19 protein-coding genes and 2 pseudogenes are annotated in these 21841 nt (G+C 68.2%); 10 read left to right on the top strand and 11 right to left on the bottom strand.

Annotated features, from left to right (window positions below; genetic code table 11):
- Positions 1-9 precede the first annotated feature (9 nt).
- The 3 genes from ABTX18_RS04455 to ABTX18_RS04445 form a co-directional block, all read right to left on the bottom strand.
- Positions 10-798 carry an HAD-IIA family hydrolase gene (locus ABTX18_RS04455; RefSeq protein WP_352121250.1) on the bottom strand — a complete coding sequence of 263 codons (789 nt, stop codon included), beginning with the start codon at positions 796-798 and terminating at the stop codon, positions 10-12.
- Between the two features lie 132 nt (positions 799-930).
- On the bottom strand, positions 931-2022 hold the full coding sequence (locus ABTX18_RS04450; RefSeq protein ID WP_352121249.1) for a hypothetical protein: 1092 nt from the start codon (positions 2020-2022) through the stop codon (positions 931-933).
- A 151-nt stretch (positions 2023-2173) separates the two neighbouring features.
- Complete coding sequence (locus ABTX18_RS04445; protein ID WP_352121248.1) at positions 2174-3310, bottom strand: ROK family transcriptional regulator; 1137 nt, start codon at positions 3308-3310, stop codon at positions 2174-2176.
- Positions 3311-3366: 56 nt separating this feature from the next.
- Here ABTX18_RS04445 and ABTX18_RS04440 point away from each other — a divergent pair, with 56 nt between their 5' ends.
- Together ABTX18_RS04440 and ABTX18_RS04435 are read left to right on the top strand one after the other, a co-directional pair.
- Positions 3367-4521, top strand: coding sequence for a Gfo/Idh/MocA family oxidoreductase (locus ABTX18_RS04440; RefSeq protein ID WP_352121247.1), 1155 nt, complete (start codon positions 3367-3369; stop codon positions 4519-4521).
- Positions 4518-4997 carry a heme-degrading domain-containing protein gene (locus tag ABTX18_RS04435; protein WP_352121246.1) on the top strand — a complete coding sequence of 160 codons (480 nt, stop codon included), beginning with the start codon at positions 4518-4520 and terminating at the stop codon, positions 4995-4997. Before ABTX18_RS04440 ends, ABTX18_RS04435 begins: the two co-directional genes overlap by 4 nt.
- 392 nt (positions 4998-5389) lie before the next feature.
- Here the strand turns inward: ABTX18_RS04435 and ABTX18_RS04430 are convergent, their stop codons facing one another.
- The 6 genes from ABTX18_RS04430 to ABTX18_RS04405 form a co-directional block, all read right to left on the bottom strand.
- A complete protein-coding gene (locus ABTX18_RS04430) occupies positions 5390-6250 on the bottom strand; it encodes a fumarylacetoacetate hydrolase family protein (RefSeq protein ID WP_352121245.1) in 861 nt (286 codons plus the stop codon).
- Positions 6251-6386: 136 nt separating this feature from the next.
- Positions 6387-7157 (bottom strand): YidC/Oxa1 family membrane protein insertase, encoded by a 771-nt coding sequence (locus tag ABTX18_RS04425; RefSeq protein ID WP_352121244.1) that lies wholly within the window; start codon positions 7155-7157, stop codon positions 6387-6389.
- A gap of 132 nt (positions 7158-7289) precedes the next feature.
- Complete coding sequence (locus tag ABTX18_RS04420; protein ID WP_352121243.1) at positions 7290-7625, bottom strand: DUF6412 domain-containing protein; 336 nt, start codon at positions 7623-7625, stop codon at positions 7290-7292.
- 130 nt (positions 7626-7755) lie between these two features.
- A complete protein-coding gene (locus ABTX18_RS04415) occupies positions 7756-9261 on the bottom strand; it encodes a sodium:solute symporter family protein (RefSeq protein WP_352121242.1) in 1506 nt (501 codons plus the stop codon).
- On the bottom strand, positions 9258-9416 hold the full coding sequence (locus ABTX18_RS04410; RefSeq protein WP_136325579.1) for a DUF3311 domain-containing protein: 159 nt from the start codon (positions 9414-9416) through the stop codon (positions 9258-9260). Before ABTX18_RS04410 ends, ABTX18_RS04415 begins: the two co-directional genes overlap by 4 nt.
- Positions 9417-9497: 81 nt before the next feature.
- A complete protein-coding gene (locus ABTX18_RS04405; protein WP_503061092.1) occupies positions 9498-10301 on the bottom strand; it encodes a class E sortase in 804 nt (267 codons plus the stop codon).
- 178 nt (positions 10302-10479) lie between these two features.
- Here ABTX18_RS04405 and ABTX18_RS04400 point away from each other — a divergent pair, with 178 nt between their 5' ends.
- Positions 10480-11481, top strand: coding sequence for an SEC-C metal-binding domain-containing protein (locus tag ABTX18_RS04400; protein ID WP_352121241.1), 1002 nt, complete (start codon positions 10480-10482; stop codon positions 11479-11481).
- Positions 11482-11561: 80 nt separating this feature from the next.
- Positions 11562-11810 (top strand): hypothetical protein, encoded by a 249-nt coding sequence (locus ABTX18_RS04395; RefSeq protein WP_352121240.1) that lies wholly within the window; start codon positions 11562-11564, stop codon positions 11808-11810.
- Positions 11811-11817: 7 nt separating this feature from the next.
- On the opposite strand, the gene ABTX18_RS04390 is transcribed toward ABTX18_RS04395, so the two are convergent.
- Positions 11818-12360 carry a hypothetical protein gene (locus ABTX18_RS04390; protein ID WP_352121239.1) on the bottom strand — a complete coding sequence of 181 codons (543 nt, stop codon included), beginning with the start codon at positions 12358-12360 and terminating at the stop codon, positions 11818-11820.
- A 463-nt stretch (positions 12361-12823) separates the two neighbouring features.
- On the opposite strand from ABTX18_RS04390, the gene ABTX18_RS04385 reads away from it, so the two are divergent.
- Both ABTX18_RS04385 and ABTX18_RS04380 read left to right on the top strand, forming a co-directional pair.
- Positions 12824-13702: a GNAT family N-acetyltransferase gene (locus ABTX18_RS04385; protein ID WP_352121238.1), complete on the top strand. Its 879-nt coding sequence runs from the start codon at positions 12824-12826 to the stop codon at positions 13700-13702.
- A gap of 204 nt (positions 13703-13906) precedes the next feature.
- Entirely contained in the window at positions 13907-14413 is a 507-nt protein-coding gene (locus ABTX18_RS04380; RefSeq protein WP_352121237.1) for a GNAT family N-acetyltransferase, read from the top strand.
- A 239-nt stretch (positions 14414-14652) separates the two neighbouring features.
- Here the strand turns inward: ABTX18_RS04380 and ABTX18_RS04375 are convergent, their stop codons facing one another.
- Positions 14653-16134, bottom strand: coding sequence for a serine/threonine-protein kinase (locus ABTX18_RS04375; protein ID WP_352121840.1), 1482 nt, complete (start codon positions 16132-16134; stop codon positions 14653-14655).
- A 199-nt stretch (positions 16135-16333) separates the two neighbouring features.
- Here ABTX18_RS04375 and ABTX18_RS04370 point away from each other — a divergent pair.
- From ABTX18_RS04370 to ABTX18_RS04355, 4 genes and pseudogenes are all read left to right on the top strand, one after another.
- A pseudogene (locus tag ABTX18_RS04370) lies at positions 16334-16429 on the top strand (IS5/IS1182 family transposase); the annotation flags it as partial.
- A gap of 78 nt (positions 16430-16507) precedes the next feature.
- Positions 16508-19648 (top strand): DEAD/DEAH box helicase, encoded by a 3141-nt coding sequence (locus ABTX18_RS04365; protein WP_352121236.1) that lies wholly within the window; start codon positions 16508-16510, stop codon positions 19646-19648.
- A gap of 366 nt (positions 19649-20014) precedes the next feature.
- A pseudogene (locus tag ABTX18_RS04360) lies at positions 20015-20353 on the top strand (HNH endonuclease); the annotation flags it as partial.
- A gap of 3 nt (positions 20354-20356) precedes the next feature.
- Positions 20357-21754 carry a hypothetical protein gene (locus ABTX18_RS04355; protein ID WP_352121872.1) on the top strand — a complete coding sequence of 466 codons (1398 nt, stop codon included), beginning with the start codon at positions 20357-20359 and terminating at the stop codon, positions 21752-21754.
- Positions 21755-21841: the final 87 nt, after the last annotated feature.

Genomic DNA, 21841 nt, shown 5'->3' with positions numbered 1-21841 from the left:
CGGCCGGTGTCAGCCCAGGTCGACCAGATCGACCAGGTCGGCGATGGAGTCGACGACCGTGGACGGCCGGAACGGGTACTTGTCGATGTCGGCCACCGTGGTGAGCCCGGTCAGCACCAGGAAGGTCTGCATGCCCGCCTCCAGACCGGCGAGCACATCGGTGTCCATCCGGTCGCCGATCATGGCGCTGGACTCGGAGTGGGCGCCGATCGCGTTGAGCCCGGTGCGCATCATCAGCGGGTTGGGCTTGCCCGCGAAGTACGGGGCCTTGCCGGTCGCCTTGGTGATGAGGGCGGCGACGGAGCCCGTCGCCGGCAGCGGGCCCTCGGCGGACGGGCCGGTCTCGTCCGGGTTGGTACAGATGAAGCGGGCGCCGGCGTTGATCAGCCGGATCGCCTTGGTGAGCGCCTCGAAGGAGTACGTACGCGTCTCGCCGAGGACCACGTAGTCGGGCTCGTGGTCGGTGAGGACGTAGCCGATGTCGTGCAGGGCGGTGGTGAGCCCGGCCTCGCCGATGACGTAGGCCGTGCCGCCGGGCCGCTGGTCGTCCAGGAACTGGGCGGTGGCGAGCGCGGAGGTCCAGATGTTCTCGACGGGGACGTCGAGGCCCATGCGGCTGAGCCGGGCGTGCAGGTCCCGGGCGGTGTAGATCGAGTTGTTCGTGAGGACCAGGAAGGGGAGCCCCGAGTCCCGCAGCCGCTTGATGAAGGCATCGGCACCGGGGATCGGCGTCCCCTCGTGGATAAGGACTCCGTCCATGTCGGTGAGCCAGGACGAGATCGGCTTGCGCTCTGCCATGTGGGACTCCAGTTGCCGTACGCCAGGTGCGGGGACGCCGGCGGCACCGCGTTGTGCAGCGCCGACGCCCCCGATTTTAGGGTGCTCGTTCGACTGTGGAGTACTGCTTGATCACAGGTTTGATGGCCGAGGTCAGCTGCGACGCGTCCGGCGGGCCCTGATGACGATGGCTCCGGCGCCGATCAGGAGGCCGGAGACGGTGAACGCGGCGGGCAGCGGGACGGGCAGGGAGGCCCCGGTCCTGGCGAGTTCCGGAATTCCGGCCGGGTCATGGCCGGGTGCGACCGGGCGCGGGGGCGTGGTGCGCGTGCTGCCGCTGGGGTCGGGGGTGGTGAGGCCGTCGCTCGCCTTCTCCTTGCCGGCCTCCTCCTTGGCCCTCTCTTCCCTTCCTGCGTCGCCGGTCTCGTCCGTATCGGTTTCGCCGGGTTCATCCGTGCCGGTGCCGGTGCCGTCGTCCTCGACCACGGTGAAGGGGTAGTCCTCGGACTCCCCGACCCACTCCCCGTCGAGGCCCTGGCGCCCGGAGCCGCTGTCGTTGGTGCCGCTGCCGGTGCGCTGGCGCTGAACGACCGCGGCGTTCGCGGTGATCCGGCCGGGGCTGGTGTCGGAGGTGAACGCCAGCCTGACCTGGACGGTGACGGTCCGTCCGGCCGGCACGGTGAAGCCGGGGAAGGCGTCGTCGCCCTCGCCGCCGAAGACGCCGATGTGCTCGTCGCGGTCGGTCGTCTCCCAGTGGACGCGGTGTTCGACGCCGGGCCGGGTGCGCTCGGAGAACTCCAGCTGGATCTGATCCGAGGTCAGGGCACGGTCCTCGTCGGTGAGGACCAGGACCGGGTGGATCGCCCGGCAGGACTCCTCGGTCGTGTTGGTCAGGTCCAGGAACCACGTGCCGTAGCCGCCGCCGGAGGCGTACGTGTCCGGGCCGCCGTGGATCCGGGTGTCGATCGGGAAGTCGGCGGCGCGCGCGTCACCGCAGTCGGGCCGCTGGTCGGCGGTGACGGAGCCCGGGGTCAGGTTGGCGGCCGGAGTGGTGGCCGTGTTGCGCTGCGGGGCGGCGGACGCGCCCGCCGTACCGCCGAGGACGACGGCGGGCATGACGCTCGCCGCGGCCAGCCCGAGCACCAGCCCGTGCCGGGGCCTGCCGGCCGCGGGGGGCGGCGACGGCGGGCGGGCCGGGACGGAGGGTTCGGGGGAAGGGTTCGCCGGGGGCGGTGTGGGGGGCATCGTGGGGCAGCCTTCACTTCTCGTGGAAACGGTCGGCTCGCCCCGGGCCCGGAGTTCACCGGCAGGAAGCCGCGACGCTGTCACGTACGGGAGGGCCGGCCGCCACCGGCATGCCGCGAGGTCGTCCGACCGGCCGCCGGAAACCGCCCGATCAGCCCAGTTCCGTACTGCGGCCGAGGTGCGGGGCCGGAACTCCCCCGTCCACGCGGCCGAACAGCGCGGCGAGGACCAGTTGTGCCGCTCCCTCGGCCACCGGCCGGTCCCCTCCGCCGACGGCGACGACCGGTACGGGCGCCGCGCCGGCCCCGTCGCGCGTGGCCCGTTCACCGAGCACCGCTCGCACTCCTCGTACGTACGCGTCGGGGTCGGCGGCGACCGTACGTCCGCCCAGCACCACGCGGTCGATGTCGAGCAGCCCGACCAGGTTGGCGGCGCCCGCCCCGAGCACCCGCGCGGCCTCGGCGACGTCACCCCGGCCGACGGCGGCCAGGCAGAGCGCCTCGATGCAGCCGCGTGCGCCGCAGCCGCACAGGACGCCGTCCAGCTGGAGGGTCTGGTGGCCGAACTCGCCCGCCCCCGTACGGGCCCCGCGGTGCAGCGCTCCGCCCAGCACCAGTCCGGCTCCGAGGCCGGTGCCCAGATGGAGGTAGGCGAAGTCGGCGGGCTCCGGCGTCTGGAGGGCGAGGCCGAGGGCGGCGGCGTTGGTGTCCTTGTCGATGACGACGGGCAGCCCGGTCCGCGCCGCGAGGGCGTCCCCGAGCGGGTAGCCGTCCCACTGCGGGAACCCGGTGACGCGGTGCAGCACCCCGGCGCGGTGGTCGAGCGGCCCCGGGAGCGCGACCCCGGCCCCGAGCACCGGCAGCGCGCCCTCGCCCCGCACGGCGGCGACCGCCCCGGCCGCGGCCTCCAGCACCTCGTCCGCCGGGGCGCCCAGGTCCAGCGGAGCCGTACGGCTCGCGGTCACCGTCCCCGCGAGGTCGACGAGCACCACGGTCAGCCCGTCGCGGTCCAGGTGCAGCCCCACCGCGTGACCGGCCTCCGGCACCAGCCGCAGCACGGTCCTCGGCTTGCCGCCCGTCGAGGCGCGGCGCCCGGCCTCGGCGGCCAGCCCCTCGGCGCGCAGCCGGGCGGTGATCTTGCTGACGGCCTGCGGGGTGAGCCCGGTCCGTGCCGCGAGACCGAGCCGGCTGATGCCGCGCTCGCCCGCCGCCCGCAGCAGGTCCAGCACGAGGGCGGCGTTGTGGCTGCGCAGTGTCGGCAGGTTCGCGCCGCTGTTGCTCCTGTTCACCGACCCATTGTCGCCCGCGCTTGCACTTTGGCAACAGCGTTGCCAAAGTGGAGGGCATGACTGTCCACGCGACTCACGAGACCGCCCCGACCCCGCTGCGCGTCGCACTCGTCGGCTACGGCCTGGCGGGTTCCGTCTTCCACGCCCCGCTGATCTCCGCGACCGAGGGCTTCGTCCTGGACACGGTCGTCACCTCGAACGAGGAGCGCCGGGAGCAGGCCCGCGCCGAGTTCCCCGCCGTACGGTTCGCCGCGTCGCCGGACGAGCTGTGGCAGCGCGCGGACGAGCTGGACCTGGTCGTGATCGCGTCGCCGAACAAGACCCACGTCCCGCTCGCGAAGGCGGCGCTGGAGGCCGGTCTGCCGGTGGTCGTGGACAAGCCGGTGGCGGGTACGGCCGCCGAGGCCCGGGAGCTGGCGGCGCTGGCGGAGGAGCGCGGGCTGCTGCTGTCGGTCTTCCAGAACCGCCGCTGGGACAACGACTTCCTCACGCTGCGCGCGCTGATCGCCGACGGTGAGCTGGGCGAGGTGCAGCGCTTCGAGTCTCGCTTCGAGCGCTGGCGCCCGCAGCTCAAGGGCGGCTGGCGCGAGTCGGGCGATCCGCAGGAGATCGGCGGGCTGCTGTACGACCTGGGCAGCCATGTCGTCGACCAGGCGCTGGACCTGTTCGGCCCGGCGGCCCAGGTGTACGCGGAGTCGGACGTACGCCGTCCGGGTGCGGCGGCCGACGACGACACCTTCGTGGCGATCACGCATGTGAACGGGGTCCGCTCGCACCTGTACATGAGCGCGACGACGGCCCAGCTCGGCCCGCGGTTCCGGGTGCTCGGTTCGGCCGCCGGTTACGTGAAGTACGGCCTCGACCCCCAGGAGGCCGCCCTGCGCGCGGGCGCCCGCCCGACACCGCAGGAGCCGTGGGGTGTGGAGGACGAGGCGCTGTGGGGCCGGCTCGGCGCGGGCGAGTCCCCGCTCACGGGCGGCGGCACCCCGGTCCGTACGCTCCCGGGCGACTATCCCGCGTACTACGCGGCGGTCGCCGACGCGCTGCGCGGGAAGGGCGACAATCCGGTGACCGCCCTCCAGGCCGCTGCCGCGCTGGACGTCCTGGAGGCTGCCCGCCGCTCGGCCCGCGACGGGGCCACCGTCTCCCTGCCGACGGCCTCCGTCTCCGTATCGACCACGGCTCACGCCACCGAGGAGCAGTCCGCATGAACCCCACCGCTCCGACCATCTCCGAGCTGATCGCCCAGGAGCGCCGGCTGACGCTGCCGCACTTCGGGTACGACGACGCGTACGCGCTCGGCGGCCTGCTCGTCACCCTGGCCCGGCAACGGCACGCCCCGGTCGCGATCGACATCCGGCGCGGCGCGCAGCAGCTGTTCCACGCCGCGCTGCCGGGTTCGAGCGCGGACAACGACGCGTGGATCGACCGCAAGCGCAAGGTGGTCGAGCGGTACGGCGAGAGCTCGTACCTGGTCGGCACGCGCTTCCGGGCCAAGGGCACGACCTTCGACGAGGCCTCGCGCCTCGACCCGGACACGTACGCCGCCCACGGCGGCTCGTTCCCGATCGCGGTCGAGGGCGCGGGCGTCATCGGCACAGTCACGGTCTCGGGCCTCCCCCAGGCGGAGGACCACGCACTGGTGGTCGAGGCACTGGAACAGTTCGCGACGCGGATCAGCGACTGACCGATTCAAGCCCGCCCGAACGAAGCCCGTCCGGCGCTTGAGGACGTCTTTTCAGCGGGCTGGCCGCGAGGACACCCCCAAGCCCGGCACATTCAAGCCCGTCCGGCGCTTGAGGACGTCTTTTGAGCCGGGCTGGGCTCGAGGACACCCCCAAGCCCAGCCACATCAAGCCGTCCGGCGATTGAGGACACCCTCACGCCAGCCCGCCAAACTCAGCCCGTCCGGCGCTTGAGGACACCCTCAAGCCCAGCCCGGCACATTCAAGCCCGTCCGGCGATTGAGGACTCTTTTCAGCCCGTCCGGCGATTGAGGACAAGGCGGCCCCCCCCCGGGCGCACCCGGACCCAAGCGCGGCCCCCCGGGCCCACCGCACCCAGGACCAAAAGGGCTCCCTACGCCCCCTTCAGCTCCTGCCGCTGCCGCCCCAGCCCCGCGACCTCCAGCTCCACCACATCCCCGGCCCGAAGGTACGGCTTCGGCTCGGGATGCCCCATCGCGACGCCTGCCGGCGTCCCCGTGTTGATCACGTCGCCCGGGTACAGCGTCATGAAGTGGCTCAGGTAGCGCACGACCTCGCCGACCGGGAAGATCTGGTCGGCCGTCGTGCCGTCCTGCTTCAGCTCGCCGTTGACCCAGAGCTTCAGCGGCAGGGTCTGCGGGTCGGGGATCTCGTCGGCCGTCACCAGCCAGGGCCCCAGCGGGTTGAACGTCTCGCAGTTCTTGCCCTTGTCCCACGTGCCGCCGCGCTCGATCTGGAAGGCGCGCTCGGAGACGTCGTGCGCCACCGCGTATCCGGCGACGTGCGCGAGCCCCTCCTCGGCGGAGTCCAGGTACCGGGCGGTGCGCCCGATGACGACGGCGAGCTCGACCTCCCAGTCCATCTTCTCGCTGCCGCGCGGCACGAGCACCGTGTCCTCCGGCCCCACGACCGTGTCCGGCGCCTTGAAGAACAGGATCGGCTCGCCCGGTATCTCGGCGCCCGTCTCCGCGGCGTGGCCGTGGTAGTTCAGCCCGATGCACACGATCTTGCCGATGCGGCCGAGCGGCGGGCCCACCCGCAGCCCTTCCGCGTCGAGCGCGGGCAGCTCCCCGGGCGCGGCCGCGGCGGCCCGTACCCGGGCCAGCGCGTCGTCGTCGCCGAGCAGCGCGCCGTCGATGTCGGTGACGATCCCCGACAGGTCACGCAGGGTTCCGTTCTCGTCCAGCAGTGCCGGTCGTTCCGCGCCGGCCGTACCCACACGAAGAAGCTTCAACGGTCTGTCTCCCCTTGGTAGAGATCGGGCCCGTCGGATGGGTTGCGGCCATCGCAGGCTTGTCCGATCGTCCAAGACATCGGATCAACCCGCAAGACCCTGTTCACACACTGGACCGGAGCACTCGCGTCCGCGATTACGCCACCGTGGCCATGGCGGCACCGGCCGCGGGCATGTCGCGGTACAGGTAGGCCCGCTCGATCGCGGTCCACGTGGTGCTCGTGACGACGTACAGCGCGGCGGCCAGCGGCACGAAGGCCACGGTGAAGAGGGTGAAGAAGGACATCAGCGGCATCACCTTCGTCATCGCACCCATGCCCGGGACCGGCTGTCCGTCGGGGCCGGTGGCCGGGGTGACGGGGTTGGCGGCCATCTGGCGCTTGGTCCGTCCGTAGTTGAACGTGGCGACGGCGGCGACGATCGCGAACAGCCCCAGATACACGAGGCCCTGCGCCCCGAACATCCCGCCGTCCGCGAGCGCGTCACGCCAGCGCTCGCCGAGCGGGGCGCCGAAGAGCTGGTGGCCGAGGAGTTCGTTGGCGTCGTCGCCGATCTTCGTACTGGAGAAGAGGTGGTACAGCAGGAAGAAGGCCGGCATCTGCAGGAGGCTCGGCAGGCAGCCGGAGAACGGGGAGACCTTCTCCTCCTTGTGCAGCTCCATGAGCGCCTTCTGCATCTTCTCGGGGTTCTTCTTGTGCTTCTTGCGCAGCTCGGCGATCTGCGGCTGGAGCCGGCGCTGCGCCTTCTGACCGCGCGCCGCCGCCCGCGAGAGGGGGTGCACGGCGAGGCGTACGAGTGCGGTGAACAGGATGATCGCGGCGGCGGTGGACGCGTTCTGGAAGAGCGGGTGGAGCGCGTCGGCGAGGGCGCCGACCAGGCTCGCGAACGCGGACATGAAGGCGGACATGGTTGACCCTCCGAGGGTCTCGTCGTGCCGGGAAGTGGATCAGCTTCGGCATGACGATCCGCGCGGGCCGCCCTGCGTACGCGCACATGGCGTACGGACCCGGGGCGGGAAAGGAGGAGGAGGGGGCGAGCCCTACGCGGCCGTCAGGAGGAGGTGGCCGGGGGCTCGGGGGCGTCGGCGCCCCTTGGCGTCGGGGTCGCGTTGCGGGAGGAACGCGGTGCGTTTCTCCCGGTCGCGCATGGCGGTACGGACCCGCGTGCGGGGCACCGGGGCGGCGCAGCGCGCGCTGATGACCGAGCAGGCGACGAGCGCGGTGCCGGCGGCCGCGGTGGCGGCGAGCGCGACTGCGGCGGAGAGGCTGCCGCCCTCGGCGAGCAGGACCTCGGTGACGAAGAAGAGGAGGATTCCGGCGGGCCTGAGCACCCGGGCGAGGGCCCCGCGCACGCGGTTCGTGGCGCTCGCGTCCATGGCTCCTCCCCCTTCCGTTCTCCTGATCGTCCGCACGGTCGCGCGCGGACCTCAACCGCTAACCGTTATACACGATGGTTTTCGCGGGCCGGCGGCCGAAAAGATCGTCACCGCCCCCGAACCAGCCCCCTCAAGGGGCCGGAACCACCACCGGCTCCCGCTCCCACTCGTCCCGCGCCAGCACGTCCTCGTCCGGCCGTTCGTCGTGCTCGCGCGGCCCCGCGTACGTCACCGCGAGCGCGACGGCGAGATTCGCGCCGAGCGCCACGATGCCGGCGTTCACGCCCCACACCGGATCGTTCTCGGTGAACACGAACCCGCACACCACACCCACCCCCACAACCAGCCCGCTCATCGCCCCGAGCAGGGTCAGCCGCCGCCACACCAACCCGAGCAGCACCATGGGCAGCAGTTGCGCCATCCCTTCGTACGAGATCAGGGAGAGCCGTACGAGCGTGTTCGGCGCGGTGTACGTGAGCAGGAGCGCCAGGCCTCCCGCGACCACGACGACCAGCTGCGCCGCGCCCTTCTGCCGGTGCTCCCAGCGCGGCACGAGCGAGAGCACGCTGCGTCCCCACATCGTGCCGATGACCAGCATGAAGACGGCCATGGGCACGATCGAGGAGAGCGCGGCGGCGACGCCGATGATCCCGACCGACCAGGCCGGCAGCGAGTCCACGACCAGCTTGAACAGCGCCAGGTTCGACTCGGCCCCGACGAGCCCCGGGACGACGAAGAGGGCCGCCATGCCGAGCAGCATCGGGACGAACAGCAGGACGTTGTAGGCGGGCAGCCACATGGCGTTGCGCCGCAGCACGTCGGCGTTCTTCGCGCCGAGGTAGCCGGCGACGGTGGTCGGGAAGATCACGACGGTGAGGGAGTTCAGGAAGGAGGTGGTGACGAACCAGGCCTGTCCGAGCCCGCTGTCCCCGTGCCCGGGGAAGGTCAGCCACTCTCTCTTCTCGGTGACGAGCCGGTCGAGGAAGGGCCCGTAGCCGTCGAAGTAGTGCAGCGGTACGTAGATCGCCAGGAAGCCGAGCGTGGCAATGACCAGGACGTCCTTCAGCACGGACACCCACGCGCTGCCGCGCAGCCCGCTGACCACGACGAAGCCGGTGGTGACGGCGAAGGCGATGAAGTACGCCCAGTGCAGGCTGATCGCGCCGTAGGAGATGGTCGAGACGACGACGCCCATGCCGGTGATCTGGAGCTGGATGTACGGGAGCAGGAAGACGGTCGCGAGGACGGCGACGAGCGCCCCGAGCCAGGGCCGGCCGAAGCGGTGCGCCACCATGTCGGTGATCCCGACGAGGCCGTGCTTGCGCGCGTACGCCCAGAGCAGTGGCCCTACGACGTAGCCGACCGCGTAACCGCAGGACATGTACGCGACCACGTACAGGACGGGCGCCCCGTAGTTGTAGCCCCAGCCGGCGGCGCCGAGGTAGCTGAAGCTGGTGTAGCCCTCACCGGCCATCAGCACCCAGATGAACACGCTCCCGAGGCTGCGCCCGCCCACCGACCACTCGGCGAGCCCGCCGCCCCCGGTCCCGCGCCGGCCGCGCACGGCGAGCAGTCCGAGGGCCACGGTGGCGACCATGAAGACCGCGAAGACGGAGGTCGCGACGGCGGCGTTCACCGGCGGTCACCCCGCCGGGCCATCCATACGGCGACGGGGGTGAGCACGGTCGCCCCGAGCAGCCAGAAGAAGAGGAACGGCAGCCCGAGAACGACGGGATCGACCCGGTTCACGAAGGGCAGCGCGCCCAGGTAGAGCACGTAGGGGACCAGCAACCACAGCAACTGCGGACGTCGTCTGAGCACGTCAGAGAACCTTAGCCCCCTCCTCCCTCCCCTTCTCCGCCTCCTCGGTGGTCACCGCTCCCGCACGCCGCTCAGCCTTCCCCACACCACGAGGCGGTACCGGGAGGTGAATTCGGGCGTGCACGTCGTGAGCGTCAGGTAGGACCCGGCCGTCCGGTAGCCGGTGTACGGCTTCGCGTTGCTGCGCGGCACGGCGGCGATGACTCCGCTGTCGCCCGGCTGGGTCCGGGCGAGGGTCTTGTCGACGGTGTACGTGTACACGGCGTCCCGGGTCTCGACGGTGATCCGGTCGCCGGGCCGCAGCCGGTCGATGTGGCGGAACGGCTCGCCGTGGGTGTTGCGGTGCCCGGCGAGCGCGAAGTTCCCGGAGCGGCCGGGCTGCGCGGTGCCGGGGTAGTGACCGGCGTACCCCTTGTCCAGGACGCCGCGCTTGCTGACGCCCTGGGCGACGGGCGCGGTCAGCCCGATGCGCGGGATGCGTAGCACGGCGTAGGCCTGGGAGCGGCGGGGCGCGGACAGGGACGCGGCGGCGGTGGGTGCGCCGCCGTGCTCCTCCTCCCCCACGACGGAAGTGTCCTGGTCCTCCACCGGCGGCGCGGGCGAAGCCTCCTCCGCCGCTTCCGCGACCCCCTCGGGCTCCTCCCACTCCCGCTGCAAGGCGTGCACGGTGTCGGCGGCTTCGGCGCGGGCCTGCCGGTTCGTCCACCACAGCTGATGGGCGACGAGCAGCAGCAGGACGACGCCGAGGGTCACCACCAGCTCCGCGCCCGTCCACAGCCCGCGCGCGGCCGCCCGCCTCCCGCGCGCGTCACGCTGCACGACCACCGGTATCCGCTCACGCCTCGGCTCACGCACGGCCCGCACGATAGGGCCAGGACCGGCAAGTCGCCAGAGCCGCACCGCACGCGGACCCGTAACAGCTCACCACCGACGCCACACCTTCCAGGCCCGTAACAAGGCTCACTGCCGCCGCCGCTCACCCGACCCGGAACACCCCTCCGCAGCGCACCCGCACCGCAGTACCGTGTGGTTCATGCGCCCCGACACGCCTGCCGACCACACCACCGAAGCCGAGCGCCTGCTGCGCACCGCGGCGCAGTATCCGGAGGACCACGAACCGCTGCTCCTCCAGGCGGCGGCCCATCTGGAACTCGCCGGCGAGCGCCCCCGCGCCACCGCGCTCTACGACTCCCTGCTCAGCGACCCCGACACCGAGCACCCGCACCTGGTCAAGGCGCTGAGCGCCGCCAACCTGTGGGAGTACGGCCACGAGGCGGAGGCCCGCGCGATCATCGACGGGATCCGCGTCGCCGCCCCGACTGAGGCGGCCCCCTGGGAGATCGCGGCCGAGACCCTGGAGGCCCACGACGAGCTCGAAGCGGCCCACGACTACTTCTCGACCGCCCTCACCCTGCTCATCGCGCCGGGCGAGGAGGTCCCGTACGCCACCCAGTCGCTGCTGACCGGCCGCCACCGCGTCCGCCGCCTGATGGGCGTCACGCACGACGCCTGGGACGAGCTGGCCGACACCCTCCACACGGCGGCCGTCCCGCTGGACGAGCTCCACGACCCAAAACGGCTGTGGGCGCTGGGCTCCTCGGACCCGGGCGAGCTGCGGGCCGAGATCACCCGCCTCCGCGCCGAACTGGGCACGTACCGCACGGCTCTGTCCCGCCCGTTCCCGGTCGCGGTCCTGCACTGGCCGGAGCCCGAACTGCGCGAGCTCCTGACCGCGTACCCGGGACTGGCCACGGAGTACACCTCCCACGCGGACCACCAGGCCCGCCTGGAGGCGGCCCTGCGCGATCTGCATGCGACGGGGACGCCGAACCTCGGCATCGTGACGGGCACGGTCCCGTCGTACGAGGCGTTCGCCGCCTCCGAGGCCGCCTCCCCGTCCGACCCGGACCTGCTCCCCCAGTACGCGACGACCCTGGCCGCCCGCGGCCGCGCGGTCCCGTGGCCGCCGGCGAGGAGCGCGGCGTGCTGGTGCGGCTCGGGGCGGTCGTACCGGGACTGCCACGGGCACGCGTAGACGAATTCTGACCGAAGTGGGCGCAGGGGGTACGGGAACGGTCCCGCACCCCCTGCCTCCCTACGGGAACGAGTACCGCCATGCCCGATGCCGATATCCGTATCCCGGCAGAAGCCAGGGACCGCCCCGCGGAGATCGCAGCCGCCGAGGGCCTGTCCCTGCGCGCGTACCTGACCCGCCTGGCCGGCACGCTGCTGGCAACGGCCGAGCGGGCGGCACGAGCCCGCGCCACGCTGCGGGAGTGGAACGGCTACGCCCCCACCCCGGCCGAGCAGAAGGAACTGGACAGCGAGCTGGACCGGCGGCTGGCGTGGGCGGCCAGCCGGTGACCGCCCGCTAATGCTGGGGCGGACGGGCGCCGCGCCGCGGCAGGCGGCGGTCGAGTATGGCGCGCAGCCGTTCCGTGTCGTCCCTGCCCAGCGAGCGCTTCGGCAGATAGTGCACCACGAGCAGATAGGGCGCGGGGGACAGCAGGACGAAGCCCGCAGCGGTCTCCACGTACCCGCCGAGGCTGCGCCAGCCCCGGCGCGTCGCCATGTCCGCGCCCGTGAAGCACACGGCATCGTCGGAGTCGCCGACGGTCACGGTCCAAGGGCCCATCGCCGCACCCACCTTGGCGTGACGCACGGCCAGCACGCCCGTCCTGGCGGCGAGGCCGATGAGGCAGCCGATGAAGGCGCATACCGCCGCCAAGACGCTGTCGGCGATCAGCCAGGCCACTCCAGCGAAGAGCACAGGCGCCAGCAGTCCCTGCACCCGTCCTCTGACCCCTCGTACTCTCCCGCGTGCGCGAAACGCGTCGGACCAGTCCGGCTGCCCCAGCTCGTATCTCAACTCGACGACGGCGGCACCCTCCGTCGCACTGCGCGCCTCTGTCATGGCCCCTCCCCTTCCCAGTGACGAGCCGCGATCGTAGCGGGCCGACTGCCATGGCCCGCAGACCGGGCACAGGCAGCTCATCCGCTGCCCGATCGGCCATGAACGGCCCATCGGCATCCGGTCTCAGTGCGGTCGGCGCGCCCCCGAATTCCAGCGCCCCAGGCCCGCCCACCCTGCCGCCATGCCCGAACTCCAGCGCCTGCGCCCCGACGCGGGGACGTTCGCGGGCCCGCCTCGGGGCGACCACTGGTCGCGGCCGTCAACGAGTGGCTGTGAACGCACGGCCGCACCAGCCTTCAGTTAACCCTTTGCGAAGGATCCGACAGGTCAGCTAGGTTCTCCCAGCCGTCCATGGTTGAGCCGGACCGGCGATGTCGACGAGGAGGTGTGGAGCACATGCGCAGGAGTGCCCAGCAGTTGAGCCCGCGTACTGTCCTTTGCCACTCCTCACGACGGAGACACCTTGTCGTTTCGCATCACCCCACTGACCGACCCTGCTCACGGGGCGCACAGCCGACGCCTTGCATGGCTGGCGTCTGACGCCGATTCCATCCCTGTCGGAACGGCCTTTCTGCGCCTGTTCGACGGCGGACAGGAGCACCTGGCCGAACTGACCCTCCACGTCCATCCCGTGGAGCGCCGCAAGGGCGTCGGCTCCCGGCTCCTCGACACGGCCGTGGCCGCCGCCCGGGACAACGCCCGGCGCTGCGTCAGCACGCAGGCCCGGGCCGGATCGCCCGGCGCCCACTTCCTGCCGGCCCGCGGTTTCCGCAAGGTCCTCACCTTGCGGTTCGCCCGCTTGCCCCTGGCCGACGTGGACGCCATCGCCCTCGCCGAGGTCATCGAGCGTCCGCATCCCGGCTACCGGCTGGCGTCATGGCAGGGAACCGTCCCCCACGCCCTTGCCCAGACGTTCGCCGCCTCACGCCGGGCCATGGACGATATGCCCATGGAGGACACCGACCACGGCACCGTGGCTTGGGACGTGGACCGGGTTCGGGCTGCGGCGAAGGCCGTTGAAGAGCGCGGCGACCAGTTGCACGCGGTCGTCGCCATCGACACCTGCGACGACTCGATCGCCGGATTCACCGAACTGGTCGTCCCCGGCAACGGCACGGGTGATGGCCAGCACTACGGCACCGGCGTGCTGCCCGAGCACCGCGGACACGGACTCGGCCGATGGATGAAGGCCGAGTCGATCCGACAAGCCCGCGGGCGCTATCCAGACCTCGGCGGCCTCCTGACCGACACTGCCGACAGCAACACGCACATGAGACACATCAGCGACAGCCTCGGCTACGTGCCCACGCACACGACACTCCAGTACCAGCTCGACCTGTAGAGACGAGCGGGCGGGCCGGACCTGGGCATCACCTCGTCCGGCCCGTCAGGCCGCCATGGCCCGCAGGCCGAGCACCACAAGCCCATTCGCCGCCCCATCGGCCATGAAAGGCCCCTCAGCAGCCGCCCGATGCCCGGTATCCGAACAGCCGGCGCCCCGAAAAACCCCGAGCCCCGGGACCGCCCACCCGCCTACCCTGCCGCCATGCCCGAACTCCAGCGCCTGCGCCCCGACCATGCCCCGGCCCTCCTCGCGTTCGAGCAGGAGAACCGCGCCTTCTTCGCGGCCTCGGTTCCGGACCGCGGTGACGACTACTTCACCCACTTCGCCGCCCACCATGCGGAACGCCTCGCCGAACAGGCCACCGGCGCCTGCCACTTCCACGTGCTGGTGGCGGAGGACGGCGAGGTGCTGGGCCGGTTCAACCTGGTGGACGTGGCGGACGGCTCCGCGGACCTGGGCTTCCGCCTGGCCGAGAAGGCCACGGGCCGCGGCCTGGCCACGGCAACGGTCCGCGAACTCTTCAGCCTCTCCACCACGGCCTACGCCCTGACGACACTGCGCGCGGCAGCCGCCGTCACCAACACCGCCTCACGCGCGGTCCTGACCCGGACGGGTTTCGTCCCGACGGGAGAGGAGCCGATCCTGAGCGGGAAGCGGGGGGTGGGGTACGTACGGGAGCTGGCCACCGGGCCGTCCGGCGGTGTCTGACGCCGTGATGCCCAAGCTCCTGGCGGGCTGGTGATCTTGGTCGTGAACCCTCTACCAGGAGCTTTCTCCATGCCACCACCGGGGTCACCCGTCCAACCACCCGCCAGGTTGAAAACGGCTCACTGAATCCCGGGCGCCCCCCGCGTCGGGTCAGTCACCTTCCATTGACATTTCTGCTGAGCGGGAGAGAAGGCTACCTATCTCCCGCCCGATCCCTGGTCGCAAATTTCCAAGTGGATTCAAGCTGGGGCGAACCCAGTTCCCTCGACATTGTCAGGAAGCTCACTGAATGACACTTTCAATGATCGGCTTTCCCTAGGAACGGCCGCAAGCGAAGCAAGCAGAGCCGTCAACTGACGGAGAATGTCGTCACGTTGAACCAACAGATTTGCGACCGGCATGAATTTACTATCAGCCATGACTGCTTCGGCCGTTTCACGAAGGGAAGCAAACGCCTCCAGCGTCGCTTCATCAAGTAGCCCATGTGCATGAGCCGTCGCATCCGAAATGATGTCATCAGCCCGGCGCCGCGCATCATCAATGGACTGCTGTGCGCGAAGGCCTGCATCGGCACGCAGGCCTTCAGCTTCGGACCGAAGCCGCTCCGCCCTCTGCTCGATTGCGGCGATACGCGTCACCGCCTTCTGCTGACGCTCGGCCAGGTCCCGCTCGGCTTGATCTCGCCGCTTGGCCAAGTTGGTTTCGAAATCGGCAGCCGCCTGGGCAGCCTTCGCTCGAGTCTCCTCGAAGAGTGCGTTCGCTTCCTCGCGCTTCATCTGCGCGTCACGTTGCGCCTTCACCAGTAGGGCCGCGGCTTCCCCCTCAGCCCCTCCCGTGACCCGATCGGGGACGGTCTTGGCGCTCACACCACGAGGGGTGGCGTCATGCAGAGCATCCAATTGGGCCAGCACCTCCTGCGCAGAGCCCGGTCGGTCATCCTGCCGAGGTGCAAGGAGTCGCATTACGAGTCTGCTCAGCTCGACGGGCACTCCGTCGACCACAGCATGGGGTGGCATAGCTTGGTTGGCGGTCTGCGCGTAGATTAGTGCCAACACGTTTTCCACAACAATCGGCGGCCGGCCCGTGAGCATGAAATAGAGCAAGCAACCAAGTGAGTAGATATCCGTTCTGTGATCGATTCCGCCGTCGCCTCGTGACTGCTCCGGCGACATGTAGAGAAGACTTCCCAGAGCTACCCCGGTCCCCGTCAAACCGTTGACCCGCACGGTATCGCCCAGAAACTTCGCGATCCCGAAGTCAAGAACCTTGAGATCACCGTCGGCTGCGAACATGACGTTGTCGGGCTTGATATCTCGGTGCACGATCCGCTGCCGATGTGCAGCATCGAGCGCCACGGCCACCTGCCGCCCCCATCGCACGGCGACGCGCCAGTGAGGACGTGCATCCTGAACCGCTTGGCGCAGTGTCCGCCCCGTCAACCGCTCCATCACCATGTAGAGCACGCGCTCGTCGTCGACCAGCGCCTCACCGCAATCGTAGGCTGACACCGTGTGCCGTCCCGGCAGGCTAGCGGCCGACCGGACCTCCCGTCGGAACCTGAGGAACGTCTCCTGCTCGCCCAGGTGCGGAATGGCCGTAACCAACTTGACCGCTACGTCGCGACCCATGCGAGAGTCACGCGCGCTCCAGACCTGCCCCATGCCTCCCCGCCCCAAGCGCTCTGTGAGCTCGTAGCGTTCGCCCAACACACTGCCCCGCATCGTCATCCCCCTCGGTCTCGCAGCCGAACGCCCAGTATGGCTGTCGGCAACAGCCTTCCGGGCGCAAATGATTGGGAGGTCGTGGTAGACACACTCGGCACGCTTGGCCGACTCATCGTGAACTCGCATATGGGCCCGGGGGCGCGACTTCCGCATGCGCCTGACTGCGACGGCGGAGGTACTCCGCCTCCAGGTGACCGCCACCCGTACTCTCAAATGCTGGCGGCTCCTGCGGCGGCTCCGCTGCAGCACCACCCGGATCACCACCGTTGTCGCCCTCGAACTCGCCACCTGATCAGCACAAAAAGGGCTCAACGTCAGTCCCCCTTGATACAACTGCGTACATACGTACCGCAACGAGGGGGACCCGGCCATGACCAGCCACGCTCAAGGGGAAGCGGCGCCCGTTGCCGGACTGTACGAGACGCTGATTACCCAGCGGCTCGAAGAGCGAATGCAGCAGCTCGATGCCGCGGGTTGGCGTGCGATCGATGACGTGGTGGGAGTCGAGTCGGCGCCTCACGTCTTGTCTCGCCACATCGCTAGCACCGTTCGCCGGGTGCTTCAGGGCCTCCAACCGGCAGAGCAGGTCGTTGCGGCGAACCACATCCTCGAATCCCTCAACACCATTGAGGGCGCCACTGAGTGGGTCGACCTCGTCATCGAGGGTCCCCGGCAGCTTCTCGCCGTAGCGGAGCAGGAAGCTCCGGGCGTCTACGCAATACGGCCGCACACCCCCCTGTCCGATACTGCGCTGATCACCAACGCGGCTGACGACCCGAGCTTGGGCTTTGAACTTCGGGCGGAACTGGCCACGGCGGACCGCGTGGATCTGCTCTGCGCTTTCGTGAAGTGGCACGGTCTACGGGTTCTCGAGCAGGCGCTGACATCGGCGCGCGAGCGCGGCGTCCCCATCAGAGTTCTCACGACGACGTACATCGGTGCAACCGAGCGTCGCGCCCTCGACCGACTGGTTCGCGAGTTCGGTGCTGAAGTGAAGGTGAACTACGAGCTCCGCTCAACTCGCCTCCACGCGAAGGCGTGGCTGTTCCGCCGGGAAAGTGGTTTCGACACCGCGTACGTCGGCAGCTCCAACCTGTCCAAGGCCGCGCTCCTCGATGGTCTGGAGTGGAACGTACGGCTGTCATCGATCGCCACCCCGTCGGTCCTCCGCAAATTCGAGGCAACCTTCGACGCCTACTGGAGCGAGCGCTCCTTTGAGTCGTACGACCCCGACAGCGACGCACAGCGATTGGACGAGGCGCTTTCTCTCGCCGGTGGCTCGGGCGGCCAGCAGGGCAGCGTCATCACGCTCTCTGGGCTTGAGGTGCGTCCGTACCCTCACCAGCGCGACATGCTGGAACGCCTAGAGGTCGAGCGCACCGTTCACGGGCGTAATCACAATCTCCTCGTCGCAGCAACCGGCACGGGGAAGACGGTGATGGCAGCCCTGGACTACAAGCACCTGCGACACAAGCTTGGCCGGGACCTCCGTCTGCTCTTCGTGGCGCATCGAAAGGAGATCCTGGAGCAGTCCCTGCGGGTGTACCAAAACGTGCTGGTCGATGCGAACTTCGGTGAGCTCTTCTTCGGTGGCGAGGTGCCCGAGGACTGGAACCACGTCTTCGCGAGCGTTCAGTCGCTCAACGCGCGCGCCCTGGAACGCCTCGCTCCAGATCACTTCGACGTCATCGTGATCGACGAGTTCCACCACGGCACCTCGCCGACGTACCGAAGAATCGTGGACCACTTCGCCCCACAAGAGCTGCTCGGCCTCACCGCCACCCCAGAGCGCATGGACGGGCTGAACGTCCAGGATGAGTTCTTTGACGGCCGAATCGCAGCCGAGATGCGGCTCTGGGAAGCACTTGAGAATGAGCTGCTGAGCCCGTTCCACTACTTCGGCGTCACCGACAACACCGATCTCAGCGCCCTCGCATGGAAGCGCGGAGCCTACGACTCGGGTGCTCTGAGTAACCTCTTCACAGGTAACGACGCCCGGGCGAGGCTCGTCGTCAAGGCTGTGCAGGACAAGGTCGCCGACCCCGGGACCATGCGGGCTCTGGGCTTCTGCGTCTCGGTGGCACACGCCCAATTCATGGCCGAGTTCTTCAGACGCGCCGGCCTGAACGCCGTCGCGCTCTCCGGCGATACTCCCAAGCCCGAGCGCAAGGCAGCGCTGGAAGAACTCCGCGCCGGGACGCTACAAGTCATCTTCTCTGTAGACCTGTTCAACGAGGGACTCGACATTCCCGATGTCGACACGCTGCTTCTTCTGCGACCGACCTCAAGCGCCACAGTGTTCCTTCAGCAGCTGGGTCGTGGGCTGCGTCGCACCGAGAACAAGGCTGTACTCACCGTTCTCGACTTCATCGGCCAGCACCGCAAGGAGTTCAGGTTCGAGGATCAGTTCCGCGCCCTGACCAACCTGACGCGAAACCGCCTGCTCTCCCACATCGAGGACGACTTCCCCCAGCTGCCGTCTGGCTGCCAGATCATCCTTGAGACCAAGGCCAAGGCGCTGATCCTCGACAACATCCGGAATCAGATCGGTGTCAACGTCACCCAGCTCGCTCGCGAGGTCGCTGCCTACGCCGAGCCTCGGCTCGCCGACTACCTCCGGGAGAGCGGTCGAGAACTCAAGGAGCTCTACCGGGGCAACGGAAACTCCTGGACCGGCCTTCTCCGCCGCGCCAAGCTCCTCGACCCGGTCGCCCCCGAGGGCGAGTCAGTGCTCCTCAAGCGCGTATCAGCGTTCCTCCATGTCGACGACCCGGCCCGCGTCTCGGCGTACACGAAACTCCTCATCGATGACGCCCCCACGTATGACCAGCTCACCGATCAGGAACAGGCGTATGCGCGCATGTTCTTCTTCTCCCTCTGGCCCCTGGGCGGCGATTTCGCGAGCTACCAGGAGGGCTTCAACACGCTGCGCGGCCAGGATGCCTTCCGAGACGAGCTCCGCCAGGTACTGGCCCACGTTCTCGACCTGGCCGACCACCTGCCCCTTCCCCTGATCGGCACCCACGCCGCCCTTCCCTTGGCAGTTCACGCCTCATACAGCCGCGAAGAGATCCTCCCGGCACTCGGCCAGTCCACCGTGGACGGCTTCATGCCCGGGCACTTCCGCGAGGGTGTGAAGTGGTGCGAGAACATCGAGACGGATGCGCTTCTGATCACGCTGGAAAAAGACGAGAAAGACTTCTCTCCCGAAACCCGATACAAGGACTACGCGCTCAACGAGTCCGAGTTCCACTGGGAGTCCCAGAACCAGACGTCAGAGACGTCCCCGACAGGCCTTCGCTACCAGACACACAAGGAGAAGGGAACCCAGGTGCTTCTCTTCGTCCGGCGCTACAAGAAGACGGACATTGGCGGCCCACAGCCCTGGATGCTGCTTGGACCAGCCGATTACGTCACGCACAAGGGCAGCAAGCCTATGGCAATCACTTGGAAGCTCCGTCACGAAATGACAGCGGACGTCTGGACGTACTCAGCAATTGCCGCCGGGTAGGCTCCGAGCTACTGAGCAATTACGTTCCTCTGCACCGCGAGGGCCGCTGTAGCGACTGACGCAATGCACTGAGGCTTGCGCGTGACCGACGGAAGATATCTCAGGCGTGGGCGACCTCTTCAAGCTCACCGCATACCGCCAACTGCCGCCCGTAATGCCTTCTTGATCTAGAGGCTGACCGCACAGGGGACAGCGAAAAAATGTATTGTTTCGACGTTCGTACCGGTCGACCACGGCGCACCCACGCCACTCCCAAAGTGTTGCGCAGGCAAAGCGTCTCGGAAGCTTGGTGCGGGATCTTCTTGGCGCCCGCCGCACCGTATTTCATCCCGGAACGTCAGTCTGCGAGTCAGTCATGGTGTATGCATGGCTGGTAGTGCACTTCAGCGGTCCAGAAAGACGGAAGCCCAAATCGGTACACAATGTGGCATTGGTGTAATTTCGTTCAAGGTGAGGAATATGAGTTTACCGCGGAGCCCAAAGCCGAAAGATGCGACACAAAGAGAGCTCTGGCGCAGAGCAAACGGAATGTGCCAAAGATGCGGCTGCGAACTAGATTCTGGAAAGAGAGGGCCCGCACCTACAGCCGAGGTCGCACATATCAGGGCCTTGAGCGATGGGGGCCCACGCGCGATGCCAGATTTACCGATCGAGGAAAGGAACACAATCGACAACCTCATTCTCCTTTGCCCATCATGCCACGATCTTGTGGACAAGAGCGAGAGCGAATATACGATTTCAGGCCTGCTCAGGATGAAAGCAGCACAAGAAGAGCGGGCAGCCTCTTTGAGGCAATCCGGACAGTCATGGAATATGCGTTTTTCGTCTATCGACTATCTAAATCTTCCAAGAGTCGCCACAATGTCCGGAACGCGCCTGCTGCTGAGGGCCGCCGAAGAGGTGAATCTCGATATCGACCGTCCGTTTCATGAACAAGGGATCGCATCCGGCTTCTTCATACAGAAGATTCATCCACTTTTCGCCGTATGGGATTCTCGAGCTACAGAGCTTAACGAACGGACCGCAGCACACCTACAGCCTGGCCAAATGGTCTCGTTTGAACAGCCAATGCGTACCCGCAATTCCCGCCGGCTGCCAAGCATGCCTAACTCGGTGTCATGGGAAAATGTTCCACAGCTAGTGTGCGCGGTCGGAAAACAGAAGGTGCGAATTCGATTCGACGCGGACTGGATAACCACCAGGACCCCCGTTGTTGACTTGAAAGACGCAGCACGTCAACCTGTTATTTACGCCGGCTTGGGCCAAATTGTGGGCGTCACGGACGCGGAGATCCTCATGTCTGCCCGTCTCTTTGGGCAGCCACAGACACCTGAAAGCGCTATGTGGGATTACGTCAAATCGTCAAGTGGATCAGGTCCAGACACTCTATCTCTAGACGATTTCGCTAACGAGTTCTCCAGCTTGCAGCGCGCACCTTCGAACCTTGCGGCAGATCAGGGAGAGGAAGAATTGAAAACCGTAGCACTACATTTCGATGAAGGCGCAGTTATTCCGGGGCAAATAGAGCGTGAACTATTTAGTCAAATTCTTCGCGTCGTGCCAGAGATTCGACGCGACGTCCGAGTGGCCGTTTATAGCCTACCCCTCAGGGAACTGGCCAAGAACGGAGCCGTTGCACCAAATGATGTTGCGGCAGACATACTGGCGTCGAAGCCAACCCTTTGGAAGACGCTGGCAATTCCCCAGATGGCAACTTTTATTCGATACAAAAATATGGCCATCGCTAAGGTGGAGGGTATGTCTATCCAGCAGGCAACTGACCTACATACGGTGATGAAGGAAGTTTGCCAGAGCTACCTGGGTACGGTAGAAGTAGATTCCAAATCGACTACTCATCGCCGAATTTACGAGGAATTCCCTCGTTACAGGCTCGTACAATCGGACTTGCGCCTTCTGTGGAGTGAGCTTGAGCGTGCCGTTTCTGGTGATGACATTGAGGACAGGATCAGCGAATGGGAGGCGGTAGGTCTATTTCGAAGAGTTGACTGGGAGGATGGCCCCGGGCCCCACGATGTAGAGATTCGGGACCTTGGGAATCAATTCATCCAATGGCTGGCACAAGACGATAAGGGATCTGACATCTAGAGCATGCGCAGACAGTGCTGATTTCATCGCGTTAGCCTCGAAGGTTCGCGAGGGACTGCCGGCGAATCCAGTGGACCGTCGTCACGA

Source organism: Streptomyces sp. NPDC096323, from assembly GCF_040302845.1.
GTDB lineage: Bacteria > Actinomycetota > Actinomycetes > Streptomycetales > Streptomycetaceae > Streptomyces.
The sequence above is the reverse complement of the archived record's forward strand: the minus strand, read 5'-3'. Positions and strand labels throughout refer to the sequence as shown.

Excerpts from the sequence above, each read along its gene's own strand:
- ABTX18_RS04435 (WP_352121246.1), top strand. The coding sequence starts at position 4,518 with ATGAACCCCACCGCTCCGACCATCTCCGAGCTGATCGCCCAGGAGCGC.
- ABTX18_RS04455 (WP_352121250.1), bottom strand. The coding sequence starts at position 798 with ATGGCAGAGCGCAAGCCGATCTCGTCCTGGCTCACCGACATGGACGGA.
- ABTX18_RS04365 (WP_352121236.1), top strand. The coding sequence starts at position 16,508 with ATGACCAGCCACGCTCAAGGGGAAGCGGCGCCCGTTGCCGGACTGTAC.
- ABTX18_RS04420 (WP_352121243.1), bottom strand. The coding sequence starts at position 7,625 with ATGGACGCGAGCGCCACGAACCGCGTGCGCGGGGCCCTCGCCCGGGTG.
- ABTX18_RS04425 (WP_352121244.1), bottom strand. The coding sequence starts at position 7,157 with ATGTCCGCCTTCATGTCCGCGTTCGCGAGCCTGGTCGGCGCCCTCGCC.
- ABTX18_RS04375 (WP_352121840.1), bottom strand. The coding sequence starts at position 16,134 with ATGCGGGGCAGTGTGTTGGGCGAACGCTACGAGCTCACAGAGCGCTTG.
- ABTX18_RS04450 (WP_352121249.1), bottom strand. The coding sequence starts at position 2,022 with ATGCCCCCCACACCGCCCCCGGCGAACCCTTCCCCCGAACCCTCCGTC.
- ABTX18_RS04390 (WP_352121239.1), bottom strand. The coding sequence starts at position 12,360 with ATGACAGAGGCGCGCAGTGCGACGGAGGGTGCCGCCGTCGTCGAGTTG.
- ABTX18_RS04440 (WP_352121247.1), top strand. The coding sequence starts at position 3,367 with ATGACTGTCCACGCGACTCACGAGACCGCCCCGACCCCGCTGCGCGTC.
- ABTX18_RS04400 (WP_352121241.1), top strand. The coding sequence starts at position 10,480 with ATGCGCCCCGACACGCCTGCCGACCACACCACCGAAGCCGAGCGCCTG.
- ABTX18_RS04395 (WP_352121240.1), top strand. The coding sequence starts at position 11,562 with ATGCCCGATGCCGATATCCGTATCCCGGCAGAAGCCAGGGACCGCCCC.
- ABTX18_RS04380 (WP_352121237.1), top strand. The coding sequence starts at position 13,907 with ATGCCCGAACTCCAGCGCCTGCGCCCCGACCATGCCCCGGCCCTCCTC.